At 52.4% G+C, this 24,744-nt stretch carries 21 protein-coding genes; 20 read left to right on the top strand and 1 reads right to left on the bottom strand.

From position 1 onward, the window contains the following. Positions 1-366: 366 nt before the first annotated feature. From NST04_RS10815 to NST04_RS10835, 5 genes are all read left to right on the top strand, one after another. On the top strand, positions 367-1,302 hold the full coding sequence (locus tag NST04_RS10815) for an ABC transporter permease (protein ID WP_036725975.1): 936 nt from the start codon (positions 367-369) through the stop codon (positions 1,300-1,302). 27 nt (positions 1,303-1,329) lie between these two features. Then, the gene (locus NST04_RS10820; RefSeq protein ID WP_340938624.1) at positions 1,330-2,226 is read left to right on the top strand and encodes a carbohydrate ABC transporter permease; all 897 of its coding nucleotides are present in this window, start codon (positions 1,330-1,332) and stop codon (positions 2,224-2,226) included. Between the two features lie 78 nt (positions 2,227-2,304). Beyond that, a complete protein-coding gene (locus NST04_RS10825; protein ID WP_341184252.1) occupies positions 2,305-3,876 on the top strand; it encodes a DUF3502 domain-containing protein in 1,572 nt (523 codons plus the stop codon). A gap of 65 nt (positions 3,877-3,941) precedes the next feature. After that, on the top strand, positions 3,942-4,964 hold the full coding sequence (locus NST04_RS10830; RefSeq protein ID WP_209876948.1) for a LacI family DNA-binding transcriptional regulator: 1,023 nt from the start codon (positions 3,942-3,944) through the stop codon (positions 4,962-4,964). A 44-nt stretch (positions 4,965-5,008) separates the two neighbouring features. Next, positions 5,009-5,899, top strand: a complete 891-nt coding sequence (locus tag NST04_RS10835; protein ID WP_341184253.1) for a sugar phosphate isomerase/epimerase family protein — start codon at positions 5,009-5,011, stop codon at positions 5,897-5,899. A 73-nt stretch (positions 5,900-5,972) separates the two neighbouring features. Here NST04_RS10835 and NST04_RS10840 read toward each other — a convergent pair whose 3' ends face one another. Further along, positions 5,973-6,152 (bottom strand): hypothetical protein, encoded by a 180-nt coding sequence (locus NST04_RS10840; protein ID WP_341184254.1) that lies wholly within the window; start codon positions 6,150-6,152, stop codon positions 5,973-5,975. A 204-nt stretch (positions 6,153-6,356) separates the two neighbouring features. On the opposite strand from NST04_RS10840, the gene NST04_RS10845 reads away from it, so the two are divergent. The 15 genes from NST04_RS10845 to NST04_RS10915 all read left to right on the top strand — a co-directional run bounded on the left by NST04_RS10845 (position 6,357) and on the right by NST04_RS10915 (position 24,735). Continuing rightward, a complete protein-coding gene (locus tag NST04_RS10845) occupies positions 6,357-7,547 on the top strand; it encodes a hypothetical protein (protein ID WP_341184255.1) in 1,191 nt (396 codons plus the stop codon). A gap of 860 nt (positions 7,548-8,407) precedes the next feature. Beyond that, entirely contained in the window at positions 8,408-8,725 is a 318-nt protein-coding gene (locus NST04_RS10850; protein ID WP_076079414.1) for a hypothetical protein, read from the top strand. Positions 8,726-8,841: 116 nt separating this feature from the next. After that, the gene (locus tag NST04_RS10855; RefSeq protein WP_339311318.1) at positions 8,842-9,621 is read left to right on the top strand and encodes an SDR family NAD(P)-dependent oxidoreductase; all 780 of its coding nucleotides are present in this window, start codon (positions 8,842-8,844) and stop codon (positions 9,619-9,621) included. Positions 9,622-10,030: 409 nt separating this feature from the next. Beyond that, positions 10,031-10,363 (top strand): DUF3139 domain-containing protein, encoded by a 333-nt coding sequence (locus NST04_RS10860; RefSeq protein WP_341184256.1) that lies wholly within the window; start codon positions 10,031-10,033, stop codon positions 10,361-10,363. Between the two features lie 129 nt (positions 10,364-10,492). Further along, positions 10,493-10,759, top strand: coding sequence for a hypothetical protein (locus NST04_RS10865; RefSeq protein ID WP_339250580.1), 267 nt, complete (start codon positions 10,493-10,495; stop codon positions 10,757-10,759). A 269-nt stretch (positions 10,760-11,028) separates the two neighbouring features. Beyond that, positions 11,029-11,988: an ABC transporter permease gene (locus NST04_RS10870; RefSeq protein WP_340980099.1), complete on the top strand. Its 960-nt coding sequence runs from the start codon at positions 11,029-11,031 to the stop codon at positions 11,986-11,988. An 11-nt stretch (positions 11,989-11,999) separates the two neighbouring features. Continuing rightward, on the top strand, positions 12,000-12,866 hold the full coding sequence (locus NST04_RS10875; RefSeq protein ID WP_340980098.1) for a carbohydrate ABC transporter permease: 867 nt from the start codon (positions 12,000-12,002) through the stop codon (positions 12,864-12,866). 100 nt (positions 12,867-12,966) lie between these two features. After that, positions 12,967-14,565: an extracellular solute-binding protein gene (locus NST04_RS10880; protein ID WP_340980097.1), complete on the top strand. Its 1,599-nt coding sequence runs from the start codon at positions 12,967-12,969 to the stop codon at positions 14,563-14,565. 50 nt (positions 14,566-14,615) lie between these two features. Continuing rightward, positions 14,616-16,232 carry a response regulator gene (locus NST04_RS10885; RefSeq protein ID WP_341184257.1) on the top strand — a complete coding sequence of 539 codons (1,617 nt, stop codon included), beginning with the start codon at positions 14,616-14,618 and terminating at the stop codon, positions 16,230-16,232. Next, complete coding sequence (locus tag NST04_RS10890) at positions 16,229-18,004, top strand: cache domain-containing sensor histidine kinase (RefSeq protein WP_341184258.1); 1,776 nt, start codon at positions 16,229-16,231, stop codon at positions 18,002-18,004. Before NST04_RS10885 ends, NST04_RS10890 begins: the two co-directional genes overlap by 4 nt. A 71-nt stretch (positions 18,005-18,075) precedes the next feature. Beyond that, positions 18,076-19,443, top strand: a complete 1,368-nt coding sequence (locus tag NST04_RS10895; protein ID WP_341184259.1) for a hypothetical protein — start codon at positions 18,076-18,078, stop codon at positions 19,441-19,443. After that, positions 19,436-20,596, top strand: a complete 1,161-nt coding sequence (locus NST04_RS10900; RefSeq protein WP_341184260.1) for a glycoside hydrolase family 88 protein — start codon at positions 19,436-19,438, stop codon at positions 20,594-20,596. Before NST04_RS10895 ends, NST04_RS10900 begins: the two co-directional genes overlap by 8 nt. 95 nt (positions 20,597-20,691) lie before the next feature. After that, a complete protein-coding gene (locus NST04_RS10905; RefSeq protein WP_341184261.1) occupies positions 20,692-21,849 on the top strand; it encodes a GntR family transcriptional regulator in 1,158 nt (385 codons plus the stop codon). A 248-nt stretch (positions 21,850-22,097) separates the two neighbouring features. Next, positions 22,098-23,384 carry a glycoside hydrolase family 125 protein gene (locus NST04_RS10910; RefSeq protein WP_341185220.1) on the top strand — a complete coding sequence of 429 codons (1,287 nt, stop codon included), beginning with the start codon at positions 22,098-22,100 and terminating at the stop codon, positions 23,382-23,384. Positions 23,385-23,433: 49 nt separating this feature from the next. Then, positions 23,434-24,735: an ABC transporter substrate-binding protein gene (locus tag NST04_RS10915; protein WP_341184262.1), complete on the top strand. Its 1,302-nt coding sequence runs from the start codon at positions 23,434-23,436 to the stop codon at positions 24,733-24,735. The last annotated feature ends 9 nt before the right edge of the window (positions 24,736-24,744 follow it).

Genomic DNA, 24,744 nt, shown 5'->3' on the forward strand with positions numbered 1-24,744 from the left:
TGCTTAAGTTAGGACATGAAATCGATCAGAACGGGGGAATTCATCATCAGATGTCACAAAAAGGGCTGACATGTCCATGTAAAGAATAAATAGAAACGTTTCCATAGGCGATACATTTCGAGTTTAGACTTTTGACTGAAAAAAGTCAATTATCTATAAAAAAAACGCCTTTTCATCTATTATGTACAGCGAAATGTAATTTTATTACTTGTTATTTAAAAATAAAAAATGTTTGACAGCGTATACAAGGAAGGAGTATGCTCTGAGCAAGGGGAAACACAAAGAAATAATGGAAACGTTTCTATATGGTCGAAAAGGGTTAATTAGTTGCAGTGGAATGCAATGTTTAATTTGGAGGTGGGTTCATTGGCAAGATTTGTACAATCGGGCGGAAATGTTGTCCGGGAATTATTGAAGAACAAAGTGTTGTATCTCATGCTGCTGCCTGTCATTGTGTATTTTGCTGTGTTTCATTATGCGGTAATGCCTGGCGCTTACGTTGCATTCGTAGATTACAAGCTCAACAAAGGGATCTTCGGCAGTGACTTTATCGGACTCAAGAATTTCGAGTTCCTGATTCAGAACGGAGACCTCTGGAATATCACCAAGAATACTTTGCTCTACAATCTGGTGTTCCTTGCACTAGGTAACATCATCCAGATTGTATTTGCCATCATGCTGTCGGAGATTGCAGGCAAGTGGTTCAAGAAGATCTCCCAGTCGGTTATTCTGCTTCCGAACTTCATCTCGATGGTTATCGTCGGCGTGTTCGCGTATAACCTGTTCAATTTCAACTCCGGGTTTATCAATACGATGCTTACCAGTACGGGCTTAGACAAGATTGAGTTCTACTCCGACGCTGGAATCTGGAAATACATCATTGTAGCGTTCAAGATCTGGGCAAGTACCGGTTACGGTATGATTGTCTATCTGGCAGCCATTACGGGGATTAACCATGATCTCTACGAAGCAGCGTATATGGATGGCGCCACTACCTGGCAGCGTATCCGTTATATGACTCTGCCGATTCTGAAGCCAACCTTCATTCTGCTCCTCCTGTTCGGTATGGGCGGAATTCTCAAAGGCTCCTTCGACCTCTTCTACAATTTGATTGGAACAAACTCCGTGCTGTATCCGCAGACGGATATTATAGATACGTATGTCTTCCGGTCGCTCGTGGGACAATTTAACTTCTCCATGGGTGCTGCAGTAGGCTTCTACCAATCCTTATTCGGTCTGGTGCTGGTGCTTGTCGTTAACTTTATTGTGCGCAAGGTTGAGCCGGATAGTGCGTTGTTCTAAGACAAGATAAGAAACAGGGGTGTTAATATGGCAAGTAATACTATTAAACAGGATTCAGGCAGCATTTTCATTAAGGTGATCAGCTACATTTGCATCTCCGTATTTGCCCTGTTCTGTGTGTTTCCTTTTGCGCTGATGATTTCTTCCTCCTTCATGAATGAGCAGGAGATTATCCGCGAGGGGTACAAGCTGATACCGAATGAGGTCTCTTTCAAGGCCTATGAATTGTTGCTCAGTAACTCCTCCAAACTGGTGGATGCTTATCAGGTAACGATCTTTATCACAGTCGTCGGTACGGTGCTCGGGCTGTTCATGATGTCCATGGCCGGATTTGTCCTGAACCGCAAGGATTTCAAATACCGTAACTTCTTCTCCTTCCTGATCTATTTCACCACCTTGTTCAGCGGAGGATTGATTCCGACTTACATCCTGATGGTTAAGCATCTGCACCTCAAGGACAACCTGTTCGCCATGATCCTGCCGGCGGTGGTAGGGGCGTGGTCGATCTTCCTGATGCGTAACTTCATGAAGGCAATCCCGGATTCCCTGTATGAATCAGCGACGATTGACGGCGCAGGCGATTTCCGCATCTACTGGCGGATCTTCATGCCGCTGGCGGTTCCGTCACTGGCAACGATTGGTCTGTTCTCGGCACTGGGCTTCTGGAATGAGTGGTACAACGGGATGCTGTACATGGACACTCAGAGCAAATTCCCGCTCCAGTACTTCCTGCAGCGCATGATCAATCAGGCGAATATGGGCAGTCTCATCAACTCGGGGGCGGTCATTAATACAGCCGATCTGCCGACCCAATCGATCAAAATGGCTACAGCCGTGCTGGCCACAGGCCCGATCATTCTCCTGTATCCATTCATTCAGCGTTACTTCGTAACCGGTCTTACCATCGGTGCTGTTAAGGGTTAATGGACGCCTGCTTCAATTTGAAGGGTGTTTGTTATAGATGCAAGATCCAATATAGAAAAGAAAAGGGAGGCTTACCGAATGAAAGGTAAAAAGATTGCTTCTTCTCTAGCTGCTGTCCTCATGCTTACTGGAGTGCTATCCGCTTGTTCGTCAAGCAATAATGCAAATGGAAATACGGGTTCGTCGAATACTCCATCCTCTTCCACTAATTCCGGAGGCGTAGACACTTCTAAGGAAGCGAAGCTGACGTACTACCTGTGGGGCAGTGAGGGAGTTACCAATAAAGACATTCTGGCTGAGATTAACAAGAAGCTTAAGGCTGATCTGAATACTACGCTTGAAATCAAATATATTGACTGGGGAGACGTAGCAACCAAGTATCCGCTGTTGTTCGCTTCCGGCGAATCGTTCGATCTGTCGCATGCATCTCCGGGTGCTCCTGTGTCTTACTACACCCTGGCTACTGAAGGTGCGCTGACTGACATTACCGACATGCTGGATAAGGTAGCGCCTAAGCTGAAGGCTGAGGTTCCAGAATCCTCCTGGCAGAACACCAAGGTGGACGGCAAAATCTACGGCGTACCGAGTCTTTTCAGTGAATATACGCCTGCCGGTTATGCCTACCGTACCGATCTGCTGAAGAAATACGGCATGACTGACATTAAGTCTGTTGATGATATGGTTAAATACATGGATAATGTGGTTGCCAATGAATCCTTCCCGCCAATTAACGGTAAGGCTGAGGATGCACAGAACATGTACAGAATGCTCGTTGATACTACAGGCATGTGGCTGAACGCACCTGGTATCTCACTCAATGAATTGAACCTGGTCACTAAGAGCCCAGAGGATTACAAGACTGTATTCCATCCGGCCTTCACCCAGGAATTCGAGGATTGGGCTGTGAAAATGCGTGAGTGGGGCGACAAGGGCTACTGGGGTAAAGATGTTCTGTCTGCTTCCCTCGGCAGCAAAGACAACTTCAGAGCCGCGAACTCTGCAGGTTATCTGACTCATGCCCAGGACTGGATCGGCCAGTATGGCGGAGATATCAAGGCGCTGCCTGATGCTCCTACAGCTTTCTATACTTTTGCTGAAGCCAACAAGAAAATCAAACGTAAAATGGGTGTAGACAACTCAACCGTTATCAGCGCCAATTCCAATAATCCAGAGCGCTCTCTGATGGTTATTGAGAAGTTCATGACAGATAAGAGCTACTACGATCTGATGCAGTACGGTATTGAAGGCAAGCACTATATCATTGAAGACGGCGTGAAGAAACAGCCTCCAGGCTTCAATGAGAAAACAGATGGCGGCGGCTTCTCGGCTTGGTCGCTCAGAAACGATAAGTTCGTGATCCCTAGTGATACTGAGAACCCGGTCCGTAAAGAACTGTTCGCTGCATGGGATAAAGAAGCGATCGATGATCCGTACAACGGCTTCAGCTTCGACCCGGCTAATGTAACTACTGAAATTGCTTCGATCTCTAACGTGAATGCACAGCTTGGTATCCAGCTCATGCTGGGTAAAACAAACAAAGATCCAAAAACGGCTGTAGCTGAATACCGCGATCAGCTGAAAAAAGCAGGAGTTGACAAGGTCATTGCCGAAGTAGAGAAACAATTGGCAGAATTTACACCTGTTAACTAAAAGAATGTATAGGTTACAGGGGAGCTATATCTTATAGCTCCCTTACCTGTAAATGGGGGAGTAGAGTGGACGTAAACATTAAGGATATCGCGAGGATATCCGGTGTCGGCATCTCAACAGTGTCCAGAGTCATTAATAACAAGGGTCTGGTGAGCGATGCCACCCGGGAGAAGGTACTGAGTGTCGTCAAGGAATATAACTATATTCCCAATTCCAATGCCCGAAATCTGAAAACAACCCAATCCAAGAATATTGCACTCATGGTCAAAGGGATCACTAACCCGTTCTTCTCCATTATGATTAAGGAGATTGAACGTCAGGTCAATCTGCGCGGCTATCCGTTTCTTATCCATCAGGTTGAGGACGGCACCGATGAGATTAATGCGGCTATTCAGCTGGTGAAGGAGAAGAATCTCAGCGGAATTATTTTCATGGGCGGTACCTATAATCACTCCGAAGAGAAATTCAAGCAGTTAACGGTTCCATTCGTACTTACGACCATCACTACCTCACAGGAAGTGGACCCGTCCATCTTCTCAAGCGTAACGATCGATGAATCCAAGGAAGCCTATAAGGCGACCTCTTATTTACTTTCACTTGGTCATCGGAACATCGGCTTTCTCGCCAAATCCCCCTTACTGGAAGACACCACAGGCAGCCGCCGCCTTCTTGGCTACAAAATGGCGCTGGAAGAACATAACATACCTTATAATCCGGGATTTGTAGAGGATTGTGAATACAGTCCAAGCTCAGGCTTCAATGCTGCACGCAGACTGCTTAACCGTGACAGAACGGTAACCGCTATCTTTGCGGCCTCCGATACGATTGCGATCGGTGCGGCCAAAGCTGTGCTTACCGCAGGCTTATCTATCCCTGATGATATTTCCATCATTGGCTTCGACGGTATTGAGATGGCTGAGTACTATCATCCTGCGCTGGATACGATCAGCCAGCCGGGCACTGAAATGGCGTTGTCGAGTGTGGGGGTTCTGTTCGACCTGATCACCAAACATTCAGCCCATCAGCATATTGTCTATGATGCGGTATTGCTCAAACGGGGTTCTTGCAAGATGATCAAGGGCCGGTAACAGCAGGGCGCTGACTATAAAACTAACTGGAGTTGATATTTAGGATGCAAGAATCTCTGAGAATAGGCACTTTGGTCCGTGGTGGCGAAGCCGTCCAGGTCATTCCGCAGATTGTGGAGCATGGCTTCGAATCCTTTCAACTGAATTTCTGGCAGACGATTGGCGATACCGATCTGGTGGAGGCGGCGGCCCGGATTCGGGAGCTGGCGGCGGAGCATCACTTCGTCATTTCTGCTGTCGGCATCTATGGTAATCCGCTTGGCGGCAACCCCGAGAGCGGGGATACCCTTGCGGGCTGGGAGCAGCTGATTGAGCACGCTCACTTGTTCGGGACGGACATTATCGGCGGCTTCACCGGACGGCTGCCCGGCTCGTCGATTGACGAGTCGCTTCCGAGATTTGCTGAGGTATTCGGCGAATTGTCGAAGCGGGCGGCAGACAAGGGTCTGCGGATTGCTTTTGAGAACTGTGCGATGGGCGGGAGCTGGCAGAAGGGCGACTGGAATATCGCGCATAACCCTACAGCTTGGGAAAAGATGTTCAACGCCGTTACGGCAGACAATCTCGGGCTGGAATGGGAGCCTGCCCACCAGTTGACTGCGCTGATCGATCCGATCCCGCAGCTGCGCAAATGGGTGGATAAGATCTTCCATGTGCACGGCAAGGATGTCACTATCGCCTGGGATATCATCAAGGAGTACGGAATTCATGGACCGAAGTCTTATGTATGGGACCGGACACCGGGCTTCGGGGATTCGAACTGGACGGATATTATTACCATTCTCCGGCAGGGCGGCTATCAGGGCACGATTGATATTGAAGGCTGGCATGATCCGGTCTATCAAGGGGAGCTGGAGATGACTGGTCAGGTCCATGCGTTGAATTACTTGAAGCATTGCCGGGGCGGCAATATGATCCCAAATCCGGTTGTATGAGTATAAAAAGAAAGACCTCATGGTTCACATCTGCTGATGTGGCCGTGAGGTCTTTTTGGTTGTAGTGATGTGATTAGATGAATCGCTTGATGGTCCAATAGGGGACGGTGAAGGTCCCTTTATTCGTTTCAATATGCAGTTTATCTGCGGAGTGGTCGATTTGGCATTTTCCGGTATACGTTTCTCCGCTGATCAAGTGCACACGCTGGCATAGATTGGAGAGAAGTGCATGCTGAATATCCTGTTTAATCATACCGTCCACTTCCTCCTTGAATGCATTGCTTGTAAATCTCTATACTTATTATTAAACATGGATAGGACATTTTAACAGCAAAATTGGTTACAGTTTTGTACCATTTCACACCTACATAGTTGGCCTCAGATGGAGTAACATGTTCATGTACTGTCAGAGTAATGCTCTGCTCAGAGGGTATATATATTCTAGGAGGTGTTACCGATGAATAGAACGACCAGATTACAGCAGATAACCGTAACTCTTCTTACCACAGGTCTGCTTACCCTGTCAGGCTGGGGAGCGGCGGCTTCCCCGGTTCAGGCAGCAGCACCGGCCCCAACTCCGCCGCAGGGATGCAGCACCGGAGACCATGGGCTGCTTCAGGATTTACAAAAGGCACATAGCGGAGCTGACAGCGTTCCGCTCACCTTCTCGGATGTAGAGTTCCTAAGCTCAGATACGGGGCGGGCAGCCGGGAACGGGTTCCTGATTGGAACCTCGGACGGCGGCTGCCATTTCCAAAAGATCTATGAAGGACAGTGGAGCTTCCAGCAGATTGATTTCCCGGATAATGTTCACGGCTGGGCGCTTGCCGCTGTTAAGGACGGACAGGCTAAATATCTGTTAAGAACGGCAGACGGCGGCTCTACCTGGACAAGGCTGTCGAATCAGGCAGTAACCTTTGAACGGATAGAGTTCATGGACAGCAACCAGGGCTTTGGCTACAACCGCGCATCTACATATTATACGAAGGATGGCGGGGAGAGCTGGAGTCTGATCAAGACGCCTGCCAACACACGCGGAGCAGAATTCACCAGCAGGAATAACGGCTGGGCTGTGGTAGTTGTTCCCGGGAGCAGCTATCGGGTAATGAAGACAACTAACGGCGGTGCGGCCTGGAAGCAGGTGCTAAGCGCCTCCTCCCCTGAGGCGAATTACGGACAGATCTACGCCAAGGACAGTCAGGTGTATGCGCTGCTGTACGGCGGCTTCGGCATGTCGCAGACCTCTTATTCCCTCTACGGCAGCTCTAACTCCGGCGGCAGCTGGACCCGGGTGATTGCCCAGGAGACCGCAGGCGGCGGTCCGGCTCCCGGCAGCGGCGTAGCTGTAGCGAAGAAGGGCCCCGCTTCGGGCACCCCCGGCAATATGGTGCTGATCGGCAAATCGGCAGCCTTCCTGGCTGGGTACCAGCCGGCAGCGGAGCAAGTGGGCATCGGGCTCACCAAGAACAACGGACAGAGTTGGAAGAATCAGCAGACCGTTCCCGGCTTCGAAGGAACAATCTCGTTCACCGATGCCAATCAGGGCTGGATGGCTGTGAAGGATATGAATAGCTCCACCCTCTACGTGACGAAGGATGCAGGTGCTACCTGGAAAGCGCGGTTTTCTTTTGAGACGGCAGGGCGGTAGATTGTTCGTAAGATAATGATGAATGGCGCAGGAAAGAATGAATGACGAAGATGAATGACAAATGACAAATGACGAAGGTCAAAGGCAAAGACAAAGACGGGTCTTCTCCCTATGGGGGCGGGCCCGTCTTGATTGTTGTAATAGGAGCAATCGGCCCACGCGCCGCTCGCCGTCCCGTTGTAATCGGTTTTTCGATTACATTCGGCCCACGCGCCGCTCGCCGTCCCGTTGTAATCGGTTTTTCGATTACATTCGGCCCACGCGCCGCTCGCCGTCCCGTTGTAATCGGTTTTTCGATTACATTCGGCCCACGCGCCGCTCGCCGTCCCATTGTAATCGGTTTTTCGATTACATTCGGTCTACGCGCCGCTCGCCGTCCCATTGTAATCGGTTTTTCGATTACATTCGGCCCACGCGCCGCTCGCCGTCCCGTTGTAATCGGTTTTTCGATTACATTCGGCCCACGCGCCGCTCGCCGTCCCATTGTAATCGGTTTTTCGATTACAATCGGCCCACGCGCCGCTCGCCGTCCCATTGTAATCGGTTTTTCGATTACATTCGGCCCACGCGCCGCTCGCCGTCCCATTGTAATCGGTTTTTCGATTACATTCGGCCCACGCGCCGCTCGCCGTCCCGTTGTAATCGGTTTTTCGATTACATTCGGTGCTCGCAAGCAGGCCCGGCCTGAATGTATGCGAAAAACAGCATACGATGTGCTCGTAAGCAGGCACCCGGCCTGAATGTATGCGAAAATCGTTTCTATTGTGGTGCAGCAGAAGAAGAGGTATTGTGGAGAATAACGTTAGCTTTGGTGTAATACTTGTGAGTAGCGGGTAATGGGATAGCATAGGGGGTGAAGTATGGTTAGACCCGTTAGAATACTCTGGATAAGCGCTGTAGTAGTGAATATCGTAGGATTGGCCCTCTTTCTGTTACAGACGAGCCCGGGGTTCAGCCAAGGGTTTATCCTGGATGTTGTAAATATAATGCTGCTCCAGATATTAGGCATCCCCTCTGCGGTTTTGGTTGTTGCGTCGCTTCTTCTGTTGAAGTACACAAGGAAGCCGCCAGGCTGGGCGGGGTACATAGGAATCTTCATCATGATAGGGGCACTGCTGTGGATTGGGGGATATTTTCTGCTTTTTGCAAGGCTGATGCTATTTGAGAACGTCCGGTAAAAATAATACTTTACTGATCGTTCTCGAATATGCTAAAATGCTGGTACGAGGCAGATTATTTTTTTGACTATAGTAGAACGGACGGTCTCAAATAAAACAGATGAGGAGTGGTAACGATGGGGAAGCTTGACGGGAAGGTTGCATTGATTACTGGGGGGAATAGCGGGATTGGGCTGGCTAGTGCCAGGCTATTTGTGGCAGAGGGCGCAAGAGTGGTCATAACCGGCCGTAATCCGGTATCCCTGCAGGCGGCGGTAGAAGAGCTGGGTGCGGAGCATGCAGTTGCTGTCCAGGCGGATGCGACTGATCCGCAGAGTGCGGTGAAGGCTGTGAATGCAGCAATAGAGGCCTTCGGCAGACTGGATGTGGTCTATGCGAATGCAGGAATCGCGGGCTATACACCGCTGGGCAGCACAGAGCTTGCCACCTTCGAGGAAGTGCTCCGGATCAATGTGACCGGTACCTTTTTCACCGTCCAGGCTGCACTGCCTCATCTGAAGGCCGGAGCTTCCGTCATTCTGACCGGCTCCGTGTTAGCCAAGGCCGGAAGACCCGGCAATTCCGCTTATGCTGCCAGCAAAGGAGCAGTCAGCAGCATGACGAAGGTACTGGCCTCCGAGCTGTCTCCGCTGGGCATCCGCGTCAACAACATCGCGCCTGGCGTAACGCGCACTCCGATCTGGGGAGAGTCGGCGATGGATAACTGGAAGCAGGTCGAGGCAGGCATGGCACTGTCGATTCCTCTGGGCCGTGCGGGTGTACCCGAAGAGATCGCTAAGGTCGCCCTGTTCCTGGCCTCCGATGATTCTTCGTATATCCAAGGTGCAGATATCGCCGTGGACGGCGGTGCAGGCAGCTCACCGCTGGGCGCGCCGGTATACCGGCAGAATGCATAACGCGTAAGTATAAGCTATAAGCTACAAGCCATAAGTTACGAGCTATAAGCTGCAAGCCACGAGCTACGAGCTACAAAAAGGCACAAAAGCACCTACGGGGTGTTTTTGTGCCTTTTGTATAGGGGATTTATGATATTCGTCTAGTGCGGAGGCGGATATAGTGTATGCGAAAAACTGAACACAATGGGACCGGGTGCAGCGCATAAGCCGAATGTAATCGAAAAACCGAACACAATTGGACTGGGAGCGCCGCGTAAGCCGTACTTTTATCGCAGTGCCAGACGTATTTTCACAGAAAAACCGCATACAATGTGCTGGCATTCATCAGTGTGGTAAAATGAACTGACACATGTAAAATTATGTTATTCCCACTCAGAGCAAAAACTAATGTTGAACGGAGGTTATCCGCATGAGGCTTACTAACCGGGGGACGATAATTGCTGTGCTGGTACTCGTTGTTGTTGCAGGAGGGATCTACCTGTCGCTAACCGGGTCACCTTATAAAAGAAGCCACATCGCTAATGAGGTCAAAGCATACCTGATTCATACTAGAGCGTATCCCGAAGCAGATATTCAAGAGATCCGTGGAGTCTATAGCTTGAAATCGGGCGTTTATGAAGCGGAGGTACGGTATAAGGATGAACCTGATCAGAATTATACATACGCCAAAGTAAATGGAGCGTTCAGACTGGTTGGGGTCAGCAGCGTGTACGGAAATCATATAGATGAGACTTTTTATTGAAGATTGAATTCCAATAAGAGGTAAAAGGTCTGTGCCGTCGAATAAGAGAATAGATATACAGAGGGAAAAGTTCGCATGTAAGGTTATTGTTGTGTAAACGCTCACAATTGATGCAGGAGGCGAATCAGGATGGACGGAAGCAAGTCGTTAATCTATCAAATTCTCAAGACGATTGAAGAGGGCAAGGAACCGGTGCTGGAGAACCTGGAGGGCGTGACCATCGGAGGCTACCACAGCGCGTTGGAACAGATCGCAGAGAACAAGCTGGCGAGCAATATCAGTTTCTCTGTTAGCGGGAAAGGCAAGAAGGCAGTCCGCGTCGCGAATACGAGCGGTTCTAAACTGACTGCGCAGGGCGTTAATTATATTCATATTCAGGATAGCCGCAGCTACTAGCCTGCCCTTGATCCTGGCAGGAATAAACGATATTACCCGAACACCCGCAGACTGGAGATAGGTCTCCTGCTGCGGGTGTTTTTTGCTGTGGGCAGAAGGTGGCTTACCCCCTTCTTCGGATAACCGGGGCCGATCCGGGTGAATCCGGTTACAGTAGAATAACCGTCCCTCACAATCGGATTTTGCCTTATGGCCTGCAGTGCCGTTACTTATAATGAAGTTACGACAGCGGCGGCCGTACAGGCAGCCAAGGAAGGAAGAGAAGAGAGATGAAACTTCGGATTAAGGAGAGTCAGAACGGCTTGCCGGCATTACCGGTCAAGACCGGGGGGCTGGGGAAGACACTGCGCAGGGACTGGTTCCTGTATGCGATCCTTGTGCCTTTTGTATTATGGTATATCCTGTTTGCTTTTAAGCCGATGTACGGGCTGCAGATTGCCTTCAAGGATTACAGCGTTTTTCAGGGCATCGCGGACAGTCCGTGGGCAGGCTTCAGCCACTTTGAAACATTCCTGCAGAGCGATTACTTCCTGCGGGTGCTGAAGAATACACTACTGATCAGCCTGTACAGCCTGTTATTCGCATTCCCGGCGCCGATCCTGCTGGCATTGCTGCTTAATGAAGTGAAGAATGCCATGTTCAAAAAAACGGTGCAGACCATTACTTATCTGCCCCACTTTATCTCTGTTGTCGTTGTATGCGGCATTGTAACCAATCTGCTCGCACCCGGCAACGGTATCGTTAACCTCCTGCTGGAGCAGATGGGCTTCGAGAAAATTTATTTCCTCGCCGTGCCGGAGTATTTCCGCACCATCTTCGTCTCGATGGGTATCTGGCAGGAAATGGGCTTCTCTGCCATTATCTACATTGCAGCGCTGGCAGGCATCAATACGGATCTTTATGAGGCGGCGGTGGTAGATGGAGCTAATAAATGGAAGCGTATTCTAAATGTGACGCTGCCAGGAATTCTGCCTACGATCATGATCATGCTGATTCTGAAGATCGGCAGTCTGCTGGAGGTCGGCTATGAGGCGATTATTCTGCTCTACCAGCCTGCAACCTACGAGACGGCAGATGTCATCAACAGCTATGTCTACCGGGAAGGGATCTTGAACGGCCGTTACGACATGGCTACAGCAGTCGGATTATTCAACTCGGTTGTGGGGCTGCTCCTCATTGTAATCTCTAACCGGCTCAGCAAAAAATACACCGGCAACGGTCTCTGGTAGGTGAAGAAATTATGACAGAAAGCCGCGGCGAAAAGCTTTTTTACCGCTTCAATTATGTATTCCTGACGCTTCTGATGATCATTGTCCTGTTCCCTGTACTCTATGTGCTGTCCGCTTCCTTCAGTTCTCCGGATGCGGTAGTGTCGGGCCGGGTGATTCTGTTCCCCGTCGAGCCGACACTGGACGCCTATAAGGCGGTCTTCCGGGAACCGACCATTTGGCTCGGGTACGCCAATACACTCTTTTACACTGTTGCAGGTACACTGGTCAGCATGATACTTACGATCTGCGGTGCATACAGTTTGTCCAAGCGCAGGCTTAAAGGCCGGAAGGCGATCAATCTGATGATTTCCTTCACGCTTGTCTTCAATGCAGGTATTATCCCTATCTATATGAACTTCCGCAGTCTGGACCTGCTGGATACGCGGAGTGCGATCATCTTCGGCTTCGCCATTTCGACCTTTAATGTTATTATTCTGCGCACCTTCTTCCAGTCTGTTCCCGAAGAGCTGGAGGAGGCAGCCCGCATTGACGGGGCGAGCGAGGCCACGATTCTGATGCGGATCATGCTGCCCCTGTCCAAGGCTGCCTTGGCGACAGTTACGCTCTTCTATGCGGTAGGGCGCTGGAACGGATACTTCTGGGCCATGGTGCTGCTGCGCAGTGAAGACAAAGTGCCGCTGCAGGTGCTGCTGAATCGTCTGGTGGTACAGATGAAGCCGAGCGATTCCATGATGGTCACGGACAGCTCCTACCTGATTGCAGAAACGGTCATTTATGCCACGATTGTGGTTGCCGTTCTGCCGATGATGCTCTTCTATCCGTTTATCCAGAAGTATTTCGTACACGGAGTCATGATCGGCTCCATCAAAGGCTAAGGACAATAGCGGTGCCGCCAGGGAAGCCTTGAACCGGAGGCGTACTTGTTTGCATAGAAAAGGGATACGATATAATAGATAAAAGGGAGGATTATTGTACATGAAAAAAATGAAAAGCCTGTTGCTTGCACCAGCGCTTATGGCGATCCTGGTATCAGGCTGCGGGGGCAACCAGGGGGCAGCCCCATCCCCGTCAGCGAATGATTCAGGCGCTTCGCCTGCCGCCTCTGCTGCACCTGCCGCAACACCGGCGGCAAATGTGGAGCCGCTTAACCTTAATTTCTACTATTATAGCCAGGCGCTTCAGATTAACGGCGATATGCCAATTTTTCAGGAAGCGGCCAAGGCTACCGGCGTCACGCTGAAGAATGTAGCTCCGACCGGAGGCGACGATGCCCAGGCGTGGAATCTGCTGCTAGCTTCGGGTGAACTGCCTGATATTGTGGCTTACCAGCTGTCCGGACTTAATAATATCGCTGTTCAGGGTGCGCTTGTGCCGCTGGATGATCTGCTGGCCGAGAATGCTCCGAATTTCAAGGCGTTCCTGGACGAGAACAAGGCGATTAAGAGTGCTATCACTGCCTCAGACGGCAAAATTTATGTCGTGCCGTTCGTGTCTGACGGGGAAGCCCAGGAGGGCTGGTATATCCGTCAGGATTGGCTCGACAAGCTGGGACTGAAGGCTCCGGCAACGGTTCAGGAGTACTATGAGGTGCTGAAGGCGTTCCGTGAACAAGACCCTAACGGAAACGGCAAGAAGGATGAGGTGCCTTTCTTCTCCCGTAATGCCACTTCCGGCTTCGCTTCCCTGTTTCCGCTGTGGGATGCCTCGCTGTCTTTCAAGCTGAAGGACGGCAAGATCGTATACGGGCCGAACGAGCCGGAGTATAAGACGGCTGCAACGGAGACAGCCAAGTGGTACAAGGAAGGGCTGATTGATAAGGAGATCTTCACCCGCGGCAATACCGCACGTGATATTCTCTTTGCGAATGATACCGGCGGTTCTGTACATGACTGGTTCGCCAGCACCGCCAATTACAATAACAAGCTTCAGCCGACTCTGCCTGATTTCTCGCTGCGTCCAATTGCACCTCCGGCCAGCATCTCCGGCAAGGTATTTGAAGTAACCAAGCGCAATCCGCTGGGCAACAATGCCGGGTGGGCGATTTCCGCGAACGCCAAGGACCCGGCGGCTGTACTGCGCTATATGGACTTCTGGTGGACTGAAGAAGGGCGCCGTCTGCATAACTTTGGAATTGAAGGTGAAACGTACACGATGGTGGACGGCAAGCCGGTATTCACCGAGAAGGTATTGAATGAGCCCGCTGTAGTCGATTATCTGATCAAGACTACCGGTGCCCAGTTAATCATCGGCGGACATCAGGATTTCGCCTACGAAGAGCAATGGACGAATAAGATTGCACTGGAAGGCGTGAAAATGTATGTGGACAATAACTACTTCGCCCCTGAGTACCAGGTGCCGCAGCTGAACTTCACCCTGGATGAAGACAAGAAGATTAAGGAGCTGTTCCCGCCGATTGAAACCTATGTGATGGAGACTTCACAGAAGTGGTTCATGGGCGGAGAGGCAGTGGAAAGCAGCTATGACGCCTTCGTTCAGCAGCTTAAGCAGCTTAAGCTGGATGAAGTATTGGAAATCTATAATACGGCTTACGCGCGTTACCTGGAACAACAATAACCGGTTCCGCCTCCTCCGTCTGGAGGAGGCTTTTGAAGGAGGAGGCACCTATGATCAAGCGGACATATACCATGGTCGTAATTGATGATATCCGCGCTGTCGTGAACGGGATCTCCAGGGATATGGACTGGAGCGAGCTGGGGATAGACATCGTGGGCACGGCATCCAGCGGCGAGGGAGGTCTGGCGCTCGTTAAGAAGAAGCTGCCCGATATCATTGTGACGGATATCCGTATGCCCAGACTGAGCGGCATTGAGATGATGCGGGAGCTGCGGCCGCAGCTCCCGCAGGCCAAATTTATCTTCATCAGCGGCTATTCCGATTTCGATCATGCGCAGGAAGCGCTTCGTCTGGGCGCCTTCGATTATATCCTCAAGCCCTTCACCCCGAAGCAGCTGGCCGAAGTGGTGAAGAAGGCTGTGGAGGAGCTGGAGAGAGAGCGGCAGCACAGCGAGGAGCTGAGCGACATGCAGCAGAAGCTGCGGGAGAGCATGCCGTTATTGCGCCAGGAATACCTCAGCCTGCTGGTCCGCTTCTCGGCCCAACCGGAGACGCTGCGCAGGCGCTGGGAATTTCTGCAGATGGATATGCAGTCCTCTCCGCTCGCCGTCGTGGTGCTGGAGATTGACCATTTCGTACAGAAGAGCGAGGAGATTCCGGTCAATGATGCGGAGCTGCTGCGGTTTGCCGTGCAGAACATCGTAGAGGAGACTGTACTCCGGGTGGCCAAGGGAACCCTGTTCCGCGAATCGGTTCACCGCTTCGTGCTCATTGTCAACACAGGGAATGGGGCCAGCGCGCTGGGAATCGCCGAGGAATGCCGGGAGAACGCCGAGCGTTACTCCAAATGCACGGTCTCGGCAGGCGTAAGCCGGACGGTTCAGGAGCTGGATGAGCTTCCCGTTGCCTATCAGCAGGCAGTAGAAGCACTAACCTACACGTTCTATACCGGGGGCAACAGTGTGTTCTTCTGGGAGCATATCACGCAGCGCCCCGAGGTGCTTCCGCGTCCTGATGCCGATCTGGAGAAGGAGCTGGTCTATGCGCTGCGCTCCGGCAATGCCGGGCAGGCTGAGAAGTCGCTGCTGGCGCTGCTGGAGACTGCCGGGAAGACAGAGGCCCTGCCTTCGCCGGATAGTGCGAAGGCGCTCTGTGTAGAGCTTGCCGCTCTGATCCGCAATGCGGTGCCTGAACTGGCCGAGAGTCCGGAGCTGCCCGAGTTAATGAAGGTGTTGACCTCGCCCCGGGCGGTGCTGAACGATCTGCGCGAATCGCTGAAGCAGCTGTGCAAGCTGAGCTGTGTGCAGGTCCAGTCCCGGCTGCAATACAGTGCCCAGGAGACGATTCAGGCGGTTATCCGTTACATGCGTGAGCATCTGCATCTCAATTTGATGGTCGGCGACTATGCTGCCCATGTTCACCTGAGCACCAGCTATTTCTCCAACCTGTTCAAGAAGGTGACCGGGCTCTCCGTTGGCGCTTTCGTCATCCAGGAGAAGATGGAACAGGCCAAGCTGCTGCTGGCCGGCGACCGGCCCATTGCCGAAATTGCCGAAAACCTCGGCTATGAGGAGCGCTCCTATTTCAGCGATGTATTCAAGAAAACGACCGGCATGACGCCCACGGAATTCCGGGCGGCCTATGGACCCAGACAGGGCAACGGATGAGAAAGCCTGTTCTGCGGACATTCCTGCACAATTCCACCTTCAAGACCAGGCTCTGGATCGGTATTGTGTCCATCGTGATTCTGGCAATATGGGTTACAGGCGTCTCCTCGCAATACCTGGCTTCACGGCTTCTGGAGCGAAAGACGGCAGAGCTCAGCCAGATGATGATCGGCAAATCGGCCCAGGCGCTGGAGGAGAAGCTGCGCAAGGTCCGGCTGTCGGTCCTGACCTTTATGATGAGTCCGCCCTTCGAGGATGTTCTCCGCGCCTCGCCGGGAACAGAAGCCAGCTACTACTCTTATTTCGCGCTGAACAATGCGCTGCAGGTGCCCCTGGTCCAGATGCAGCTGATCGAGCCATCCATTGATTCGGTGCTTGTGTCCACGCCCATCGGTGAATTCTATTCCGTCACCGGGGCGAAGCGGACGAATCTGGATTTCGCGGACACTCCGCTAAGCCGGATTATGCAGGAGAAGACGCTGCCGCTATGGGTTCCTGCCCATCGTGACGAGCTGTTCGAGAACAGCGGCAGTGTCCTCAGCCTGCTGATCGAGCCGATCTCCGTCTATCGGGGAACCGATGTGCAGGTGGTCGTCAATGTGCGGGAGTCTGCCATCAAAGAATATGCCGAGACGAATGTGGTCGGCGACAGCGGAAGCATTGCAGTCATTGACGCAGCGGGTAATCCGGTGATGGATGAGCATTCCCGCTTCGTGGCCCCGATGCGGGAAGAGGCCTTCCAGCGCGAGGTTAACGCGGGGCGCAATCATTTTGAATACAGGTTCGAAGGGAAGGAATATCTGGTCAATTGGGCCAAGGTGACCTTTCCGGATAATTGGATGATCTTCTACTTCCAGCCCAAGGCTGTGCTGCTAAAGGATATCCGCTATATGTGGTGGGCCACGCTTATTATCGTACTCGCGCTCATTCCGCTGGCGCTGATTCTGTCGAAGTGGATTACCGGCCTGCTGATCCGGCCTCTCTACCGGCTGCAGCGTCTGATGTCCAGAGCCGGTGACAACGATCTCTCCGTGCGCTTCTCCAGCGATTACAGGGATGAGGTAGCACAAGTGGGTGAACGCTTCAACATCATGCTGGTCAAAATTGAGCAGCTCATCCAGAACGTCACCGAGGCGGAGAAGCAGAAGCGTGTCTCTGAGGTCAAGGCGCTGCAGGCGCAGATTGATCCTCATTTTCTCTACAATACCTTGAATACGATTCTCTGGAAATCGGAATCCCGCAAGCAGGAGGATGTGAAGGAGATGATTATCTCCCTGTCCCAGCTGTTCCGGCTTGGGCTTAATAACGGCCATGATCTGACAACCGTAGCCAAGGAGGTAGATCATGTCAGCCGTTACTTAAGCTTGCAGCAGCAGTGCTACGAGGAGCTGTTCACCTATGAGATAACAGTGGAGGAAGGGCTGGAAGAGCAGCCGCTGCTAAAAATCCTGCTCCAGCCCCTGGTGGAGAACTCGATTCTCCATGGATTCCAAAGTGAGGACTATACCGGACGGATTAACATCCGCGTGTACCGGGAAGGGGCCTTCCTCGTTTGTAAGGTGGAGGACAATGGGGAGGGCTTCGACAAGGAGCGGGTAGAAGCCGGACTTGTCTCAGCAGCCGGGCAGGAGAATGGCGGCTATGCTCTGCGGAATGTCTACACCCGGCTGCGCCTGCACTATGGGGACAAGGCCGTAATGGAGCTGGAGAGTGAGCCTTACAGGCTTACCTCCGTAACCCTCCGGTTTCCGGGGGAGTATGCGGATAGCTAGGGCAGCGGCGGAGAAGCCGCGCCGGTCAGGGGCCGGCAGGAAACAAACTATGATTACCTGGAGGGATTGTGTTGAAACCGGAACGACTTATTTATACCTTTGTCAGCTACGCTGCCCATTATGATGCAGACTGGGGCAAGGGTGTTGCCCTTGACGGGATTGAGCTGACTGCGGAGCTTGCGCATAAATACCGCATTCCCGTAACCTGGATTGTCAACCGGGGCTCGATTCCGGTTCTGCGGGAGCGGATCGGGGAATGGCATATCGCCTTCGGCGATGATGTCATCCTGCAATGTCCTTTCTTTGAAGAGGAGGCCGGCTCCTCCAAGGAGGTCCTGAAGCAGCGGCTGGAAGAGGATTGGTCGCTGCTGCAGGAGGCCTTCCCATGGGCCACCACCAAGGTGGCCGCAAGGGGGAAGATTTACAATGAAGTGATTGAAGTGCTGGAGGAACTGGATTTTGAGGGCATGTGGGGATATTGCTTTGAGCAGTTCTGGTGGGATGGCATCACCCATAAGGGCATTCCCTGGGGGTCATGGTATGTGGACAGCGGGAGCTTCAAGGTGCCGCATTCCGGCCGGGGCCAGGTGGTGGCCTGTGAATGGACCGCCCGTGACCTGCACGCCACCTACCATACCGGCAGCCCGGTCATCTATTCCACGGACCCCAACGATGTGCTGCGCGCCGGTCTGTGTACGGGAGAGAATATCGACTACTGGAAGCATCTGTTCGATGAATATTTGTTCAATACGGATCATAACGGGCAGGTGTTTTTCCTCCAGCAGCAGGAAGGCCATGAGATGGAGTTCACTGACCGGTTCACTGTATTCCCGGCTTCCCATGTCGGGGAATGTGCGGGAATGCTGGATCTCTTTTTCAAATATATTACCGGCTATCCTATTACCTTAACGACTTTACCGCATGCTGTACGCCTGTACAAAGAGCAGAATGAATATACGGCAGCATCCTATATGCTGACCCATGATTATCCGGTACGGCCGGAGGTTAACGAATACACCATGACTCTGGGCGGAGTAGGCTTCGGCCCTTGGCCGGAAACCTTCCTGTACTATGATAAAGAGTGCCAGCTGTCCTTCGTGGAGGGAGAATGCAGGCCCCGTCTGCTGCGCAATTACATCGGGAAGCTGAATATGAACGATGATTTCACAGAAGCTGTTCCGCCGGTGTTCGTGACGAAGTATCTGAAGACGGATGCGGTGATTGAACTTGAATATGAGATTGGGAGCAGCAGCGCTGTTCCGTTCGGGTTAGTATACTGGGATGATCTGGAGGACTATGAAGTCAGCGCTTGTTCAGGCGGGGCGGAGGTTAAGCTGATTAAGGACAAGCTAGCCTTCCTCAGATTCAATCTGACCGGCGGCCGGCAGACAATCGGACTTACACTCCGCTTAAAAAGGAGGCTGGAAGGCCATGCATAAAGCGCTGCGTGAACTCAAGGAGGATGAGCGGCTGTTCTTCGAACAGGCCCTGAAGTATGCGATGGGTAAAATTGAGCAGAACCTGCCCGTATATACAGATCTGTATCCGGCGCCGGCCAGCCAAGATCTGGTCTATCCCGCGATAGAGAATACGGACTGGACGGCCAGCTTCTGGACCGGCATGGTCTGGCTGGCGTATGAATGGACCGGAGACAGCAGGTACCGGGAAGCGGCAGAAGAGCAGCTGGCCAGCTTCCGGCGGCGGGTGGAGGAGCGGATCGCGGTGGATACGCATGATCTGGGTTTTCTGTACAGCCTTTCGGCGGTTGCTGCTCACCGGATTACCGGCAATCCGGCGGCGCGGGAGATGGCGCTGGAAGCGGCCGGACTGCTGGCGGACCGTTACTTTCCGGAGGCTGGAATCATCCAGGCCTGGGGAGATCTGAATGACCCGGCGCAGCGCGGCCGGATGATTATCGACTGCCTGCTGAATCTTCCGTTGCTCCACTGGGCTGCTGAAGAGACCGGGGACAGCGCCCTGGCATCCATAGCCCACAGACATGCCCGGCAATCGGCCCGGTATCTGGTCCGCCCCGACCATACCTCCTATCACACCTATTATATGGACGCGGAAACGGGCAACCCGCTGTACGGCAACACTCATCAGGGGTATGCCGATGATTCCTGTTGGGCGAGAGGTCAGGCCTGGGGCATCTACGGTTTCGCGCTTGCCTACGCCCATACAGGCGATTCATCGCTGCTTGATGCCTCCAGGCAGCTGGCCGACTATTTCCTGGCCAAACTTCCGGCGGACGGCATTGTGTATTGGGATCTGATATTTACGGACGGCGACGGCCAGGAGAAGGACAGCTCGGCTGCTGCTATTGCCGTCTGCGGGCTGCTGGAGCTCTGCCGGCAATTACCGGCTGATGATCCGGGTGCAGCCGGGTACAGGAAAGCTGCCCTGGAGATGCTGGCCGCACTCGCAGAAGGGTATACGACGAAGGACCATTTGCATTCCAACGGTATTCTGCTGCATGGTGTCTATAATAAACCGCGGGGCTGGGGAATCGACGAGTGCACCCTCTGGGGGGATTATTTCTACTGTGAGGCCCTGATACGGGTGCTTAGAGAGTGGCGGAGTTATTGGTAGACAAGTTCTGGTGACCCGGATCGACAAATTAAATATATCATGATATATTATTATGTATGATACCGAAAAATGAACGTCAGGGGACCAGGAACGTTATGGCTGAAACAACCTCTTCCAAGCCGATGTATGAGAAGATCTTTGATGAAGTGAAGGAGAGTATCCTTACAGAGGCTTATAAACCCGGCGAGCGGGTTCCTTCCGAGAAAGAGCTGGCTGAGACCTATAGTGTCAGCCGCATAACCAGCAAAAAAGCACTTGAGATGCTGGCCGCCGAACGGCTGATTGTCCGCAAGCCCGGCCGGGGCTCGTTCGTGGCCGATGCTTCTGCTGAACAGTCTGACCCGGGGATGATCAGTACAGCCCCAGCTACCATACATTCCGATGAGAAAACAATCGGCCTGATCATCACCGACTTCGGCAACAGCTACGGGACGGGGCTGATCTACGGGATGGAGCAGGCTTCGCGCGATAATGACTGCTTTCTGGTGCTGCGGAGAACCTTCGGGATTCCGGAGAATGAAGAGCAGGCGATCCAGAAGCTGCTGAATCTGGGTGTAGACGGTCTGATTATTTTCCCGGCCCAGGGCGAGTATTTCAATGCGGAAATTCTGAAGCTGGTCATCGGGCGTTTTCCGCTCGTGCTGGTAGACAGACATCTAAAAGGAGTAGCTGCGGCCTCCATCAGCACCGATAATCTGCAGGCGGCCCTTGAAGCGACGGAGTATTTATTTGACCTCGGGCATACACATATTTCGTTTCTGTCTCCGCCTCCCGTGGACACCACTGCGGTGGAGGACCGGATTGAGGGCTTCATTCAGGCCCATGCGCAGCGGGGGGTCATGGTTGACAAGGAGCTGTGGGTCAGCGATTTGACCTCGACGCTGCCTAAGTTTTTTAATGCGGATAATATTGAACGGGACATCTCGCGGCTGGTCACCCATCTGCAGAGCCATCCGTCCGTCACGGCGTTATTTGCCATAGAATACAATATCGCGCTGCTCGCGAAGACTGCGGTGGAACGTCTGGGGCTGCGCATACCTGAGGATATCTCCATTATATGCTTCGACAGTCCGCCGACCCATCTGGGAGGCGGGTATGCCTTCACCCATATGCGGCAGAATGAAGAGGAGATGGGCCGGATTGCCCTGGAGAATGTGCTACGTATTATGAACGGGGAGGCTGTTCCCCATAAGGTGATGCTGGAAGCTGAGCTGGTGCCCGGGAATTCGACCGGCCCTGTCCGTCACAACTAACTGCTGTAATCTAAAGACCCATTCCGCCGGATATTCCGCCGGATGGGTTTTTTGCTGTGTCCAATGTGATCCGTTTCCGGCCGGAAGATTAAGCTTGCAAGTTAGCCTAGTCTAGTCAATATCAGTGTATTTCATATGTTAATATATTATTATCTAAAAATACATATTGACATATCATTCACATACCAATATACTCATTTGTGAAAGCGCTTCATTCATTACAGAGGAGGTCATTCCGATTGAAAGCGATGAAGGAAACACCTAATTCCCTGCGGGAGCTGGCTGGCCGTGTACGTCAAAAACTGCCCAGCCATCCGCACCTGGCAGATATGTTTGAACAGTGCATGCTCAATACCTGGAACACAACGATACAGCGCAACCCGGATGGAACAACCTTTGTCATTACCGGTGATATACCGGCTATGTGGCTGCGGGACTCCACCGCACAAGTCCGTCCCTTCCTGATCCCCGCCTCCGAAGATGAAGAAATTGCCGGCATGATTGAAGGGCTTATCGCACAGCAATTTGCCTATATTGCCATTGATCCCTATGCGAATGCGTTCAACCGGGAAGCGAATGGGCGGGGTCACCAGGAAGACAAAACGGCGATGAGTCCATGGATTTGGGAACGGAAATACGAAATCGATTCCCTCTGCTACCCCATTCAGCTTAGCTATCTGCTATGGAAAAACACCGGGCGGGTCACGCAGTTCAATTCAGCGTTTGAAGCCGGAGTGTGGCAGATTATTAAATTATGGATCAGGGAGCAGAATCATGAGAGCGGTTCCGATTATGTTTTTGAGCGCGTGAACTGTGCGCCAACAGATACACTTGTCCGCGGGGGCAAGGGCTCTGTGACCGCCTATACCGGAATGACCTGGTCGGGCTTTCGTCCAAGCGATGATGCCTGCGAATACGGTTACCTGGTGCCTGCCAATATGTTCGCCGTCGTTGTCCTGCGGTACGTTAGCGAAATCGCAACCGATGTGCTTGGCAACCTAGAGCTTGCACAGGCGGCGGAAGATCTGGCTGAGCAGATTGACGGGGGGATCCGGCGGCATGGCATTGTGCAGCTCCCTGAATATGGTCCTGTCTACGCCTATGAGACCGACGGCCTGGGAGGCGTGAACCTTATGGATGACGCCAATGTGCCCAGCCTGCTGTCTATTCCTTACCTTGGCTATGCATCTGCGGATGATCCGCTGTATCTCAACACCCGCAAGCTTATTCTAAGCCGGACCAACCCCTATTTCTATGAAGGCAAGGCGGCAGCGGGTATTGGCAGTCCGCATACCCCTCCGCATTATATATGGCCTATCGCCTTGGCGGTTCAGGGAATGACCTCCGGGAAGAGGGAGGAGCAGGAGGCAATGCTTGAGCTGCTGCAACAGACGGATGCCGGAACCGGATTGATGCATGAGGCTTTTCATGCGGATCATCCGGAAGAGTATACCAGACCCTGGTTTTCCTGGGCCAATATGATGTTCTGCGAGCTGCTGCTTATGCGCTGCGGAATTGAGGTGAGTAGAGGCTGAGCAGCCCTGGCTCTAATAACAGACAAATACAAATGAAGGGGATGTAATAATGAAAAAAGGATGGGTTACGGTACTCTCGGTGATGATGGTCGCTGCCTTGGCGGCAGGCTGCAGCGGTAATTCGGCAAAAGAAAGCCCTGCGAATGACGGCAAAGCCGGAAGCGGCAGCAGCGGCAAGAAGACGGAGCTGACGTTCTGGGGCGATTGGGGCGGTGAAGGCCAGAAGCAGTTCGAGACCATGGTGGATGCCTTCAACAAATCACAGGACAAAATTCATGTCAAATATGTGCTGCAGCAGGATATGATTACCAAATTCCTGACGGCGGCCACCAATGGCGGTGCACCTGATGTGCTGTTCTGGGACCGCTGGCGGACCTCGCTGTATGCTCCCAAGAACGTGCTGCATCCGGTGGATGAGTACTTAACGCGTGATGGCATTTCCAAGGATGATTTCTACAGCGAGTCATTGACCGAGCTCTCCTATAACGATAAATTATACGGGCTTCCGCTGACCGTTGATGCACGGGCATTATTCTACAATAAGAAGCTGCTGGATGAAGCGGGGCTTCAGCCTCCGGCTACCTGGGATGAGCTGGAGCAGGCTGCTGCCAAGCTGACCAAGTGGAACGGCGACAAGCTGGAGGTGGCAGGCTTCTCCATGGGCGACCTCGGCCTGTTCAATATGTATCTCCAGCAGGCAGGCGGCCAGATGCTTACAGAGGACGGCAAAACCAATTTCAATAATGAGCAGGGCAAGCAGGTGCTTGAATTCTGGGACCGCCTGATGAACAAAGACAAGGTGTATAAGGTTGGCTTTGAGCTGGGACTTGGCGAAGGGCAGGATGCCTTCGTTACAGGCAAGGTCGCCATGCTCTATTCCGGCCCCTGGATGCTCAGTACCTATAACAAATACGGTAAAGATCTCGAATATGGCATTGTACCCCCTCCTGCCGGGCCGAACGGCGACAAGGGCAGTGTGATGGGCGGCTTCGGACTCGTGATTCCGGAGGGCTCCAAGCATCATGATGAGGCATGGGAATTCATTAAATGGTGGACCGCGAACAAGGATAATGCCTTGATGTGGGCCAAGACCAGCCTGAATCTTCCGGGCTTTAAGCCTTCGATGGAAGATCCGTTTTTCCAGGATGACCCGCAGTGGAAGCCGTTCCTCGATACGCTGGAATTTGCCAAAATCCGCCCGACTCATCCCGGCTATTCCGTGATGGAGACCGATGCGCTTGCGCCTAATCTTCAGCTGAACCAGCAGAACAAGCAGAGCATTGAAGACACGCTGAAAAAGGCTCAGGAACAAGGCGACAAGATGCTGAAGGATAACGCGGTTGTTAAGTAACCAGCCTGC

The sequence above is a fragment of the Paenibacillus sp. FSL H7-0756 genome (assembly GCF_038006765.1).
In the GTDB taxonomy this organism is placed as follows: domain Bacteria; phylum Bacillota; class Bacilli; order Paenibacillales; family Paenibacillaceae; genus Paenibacillus_AQ.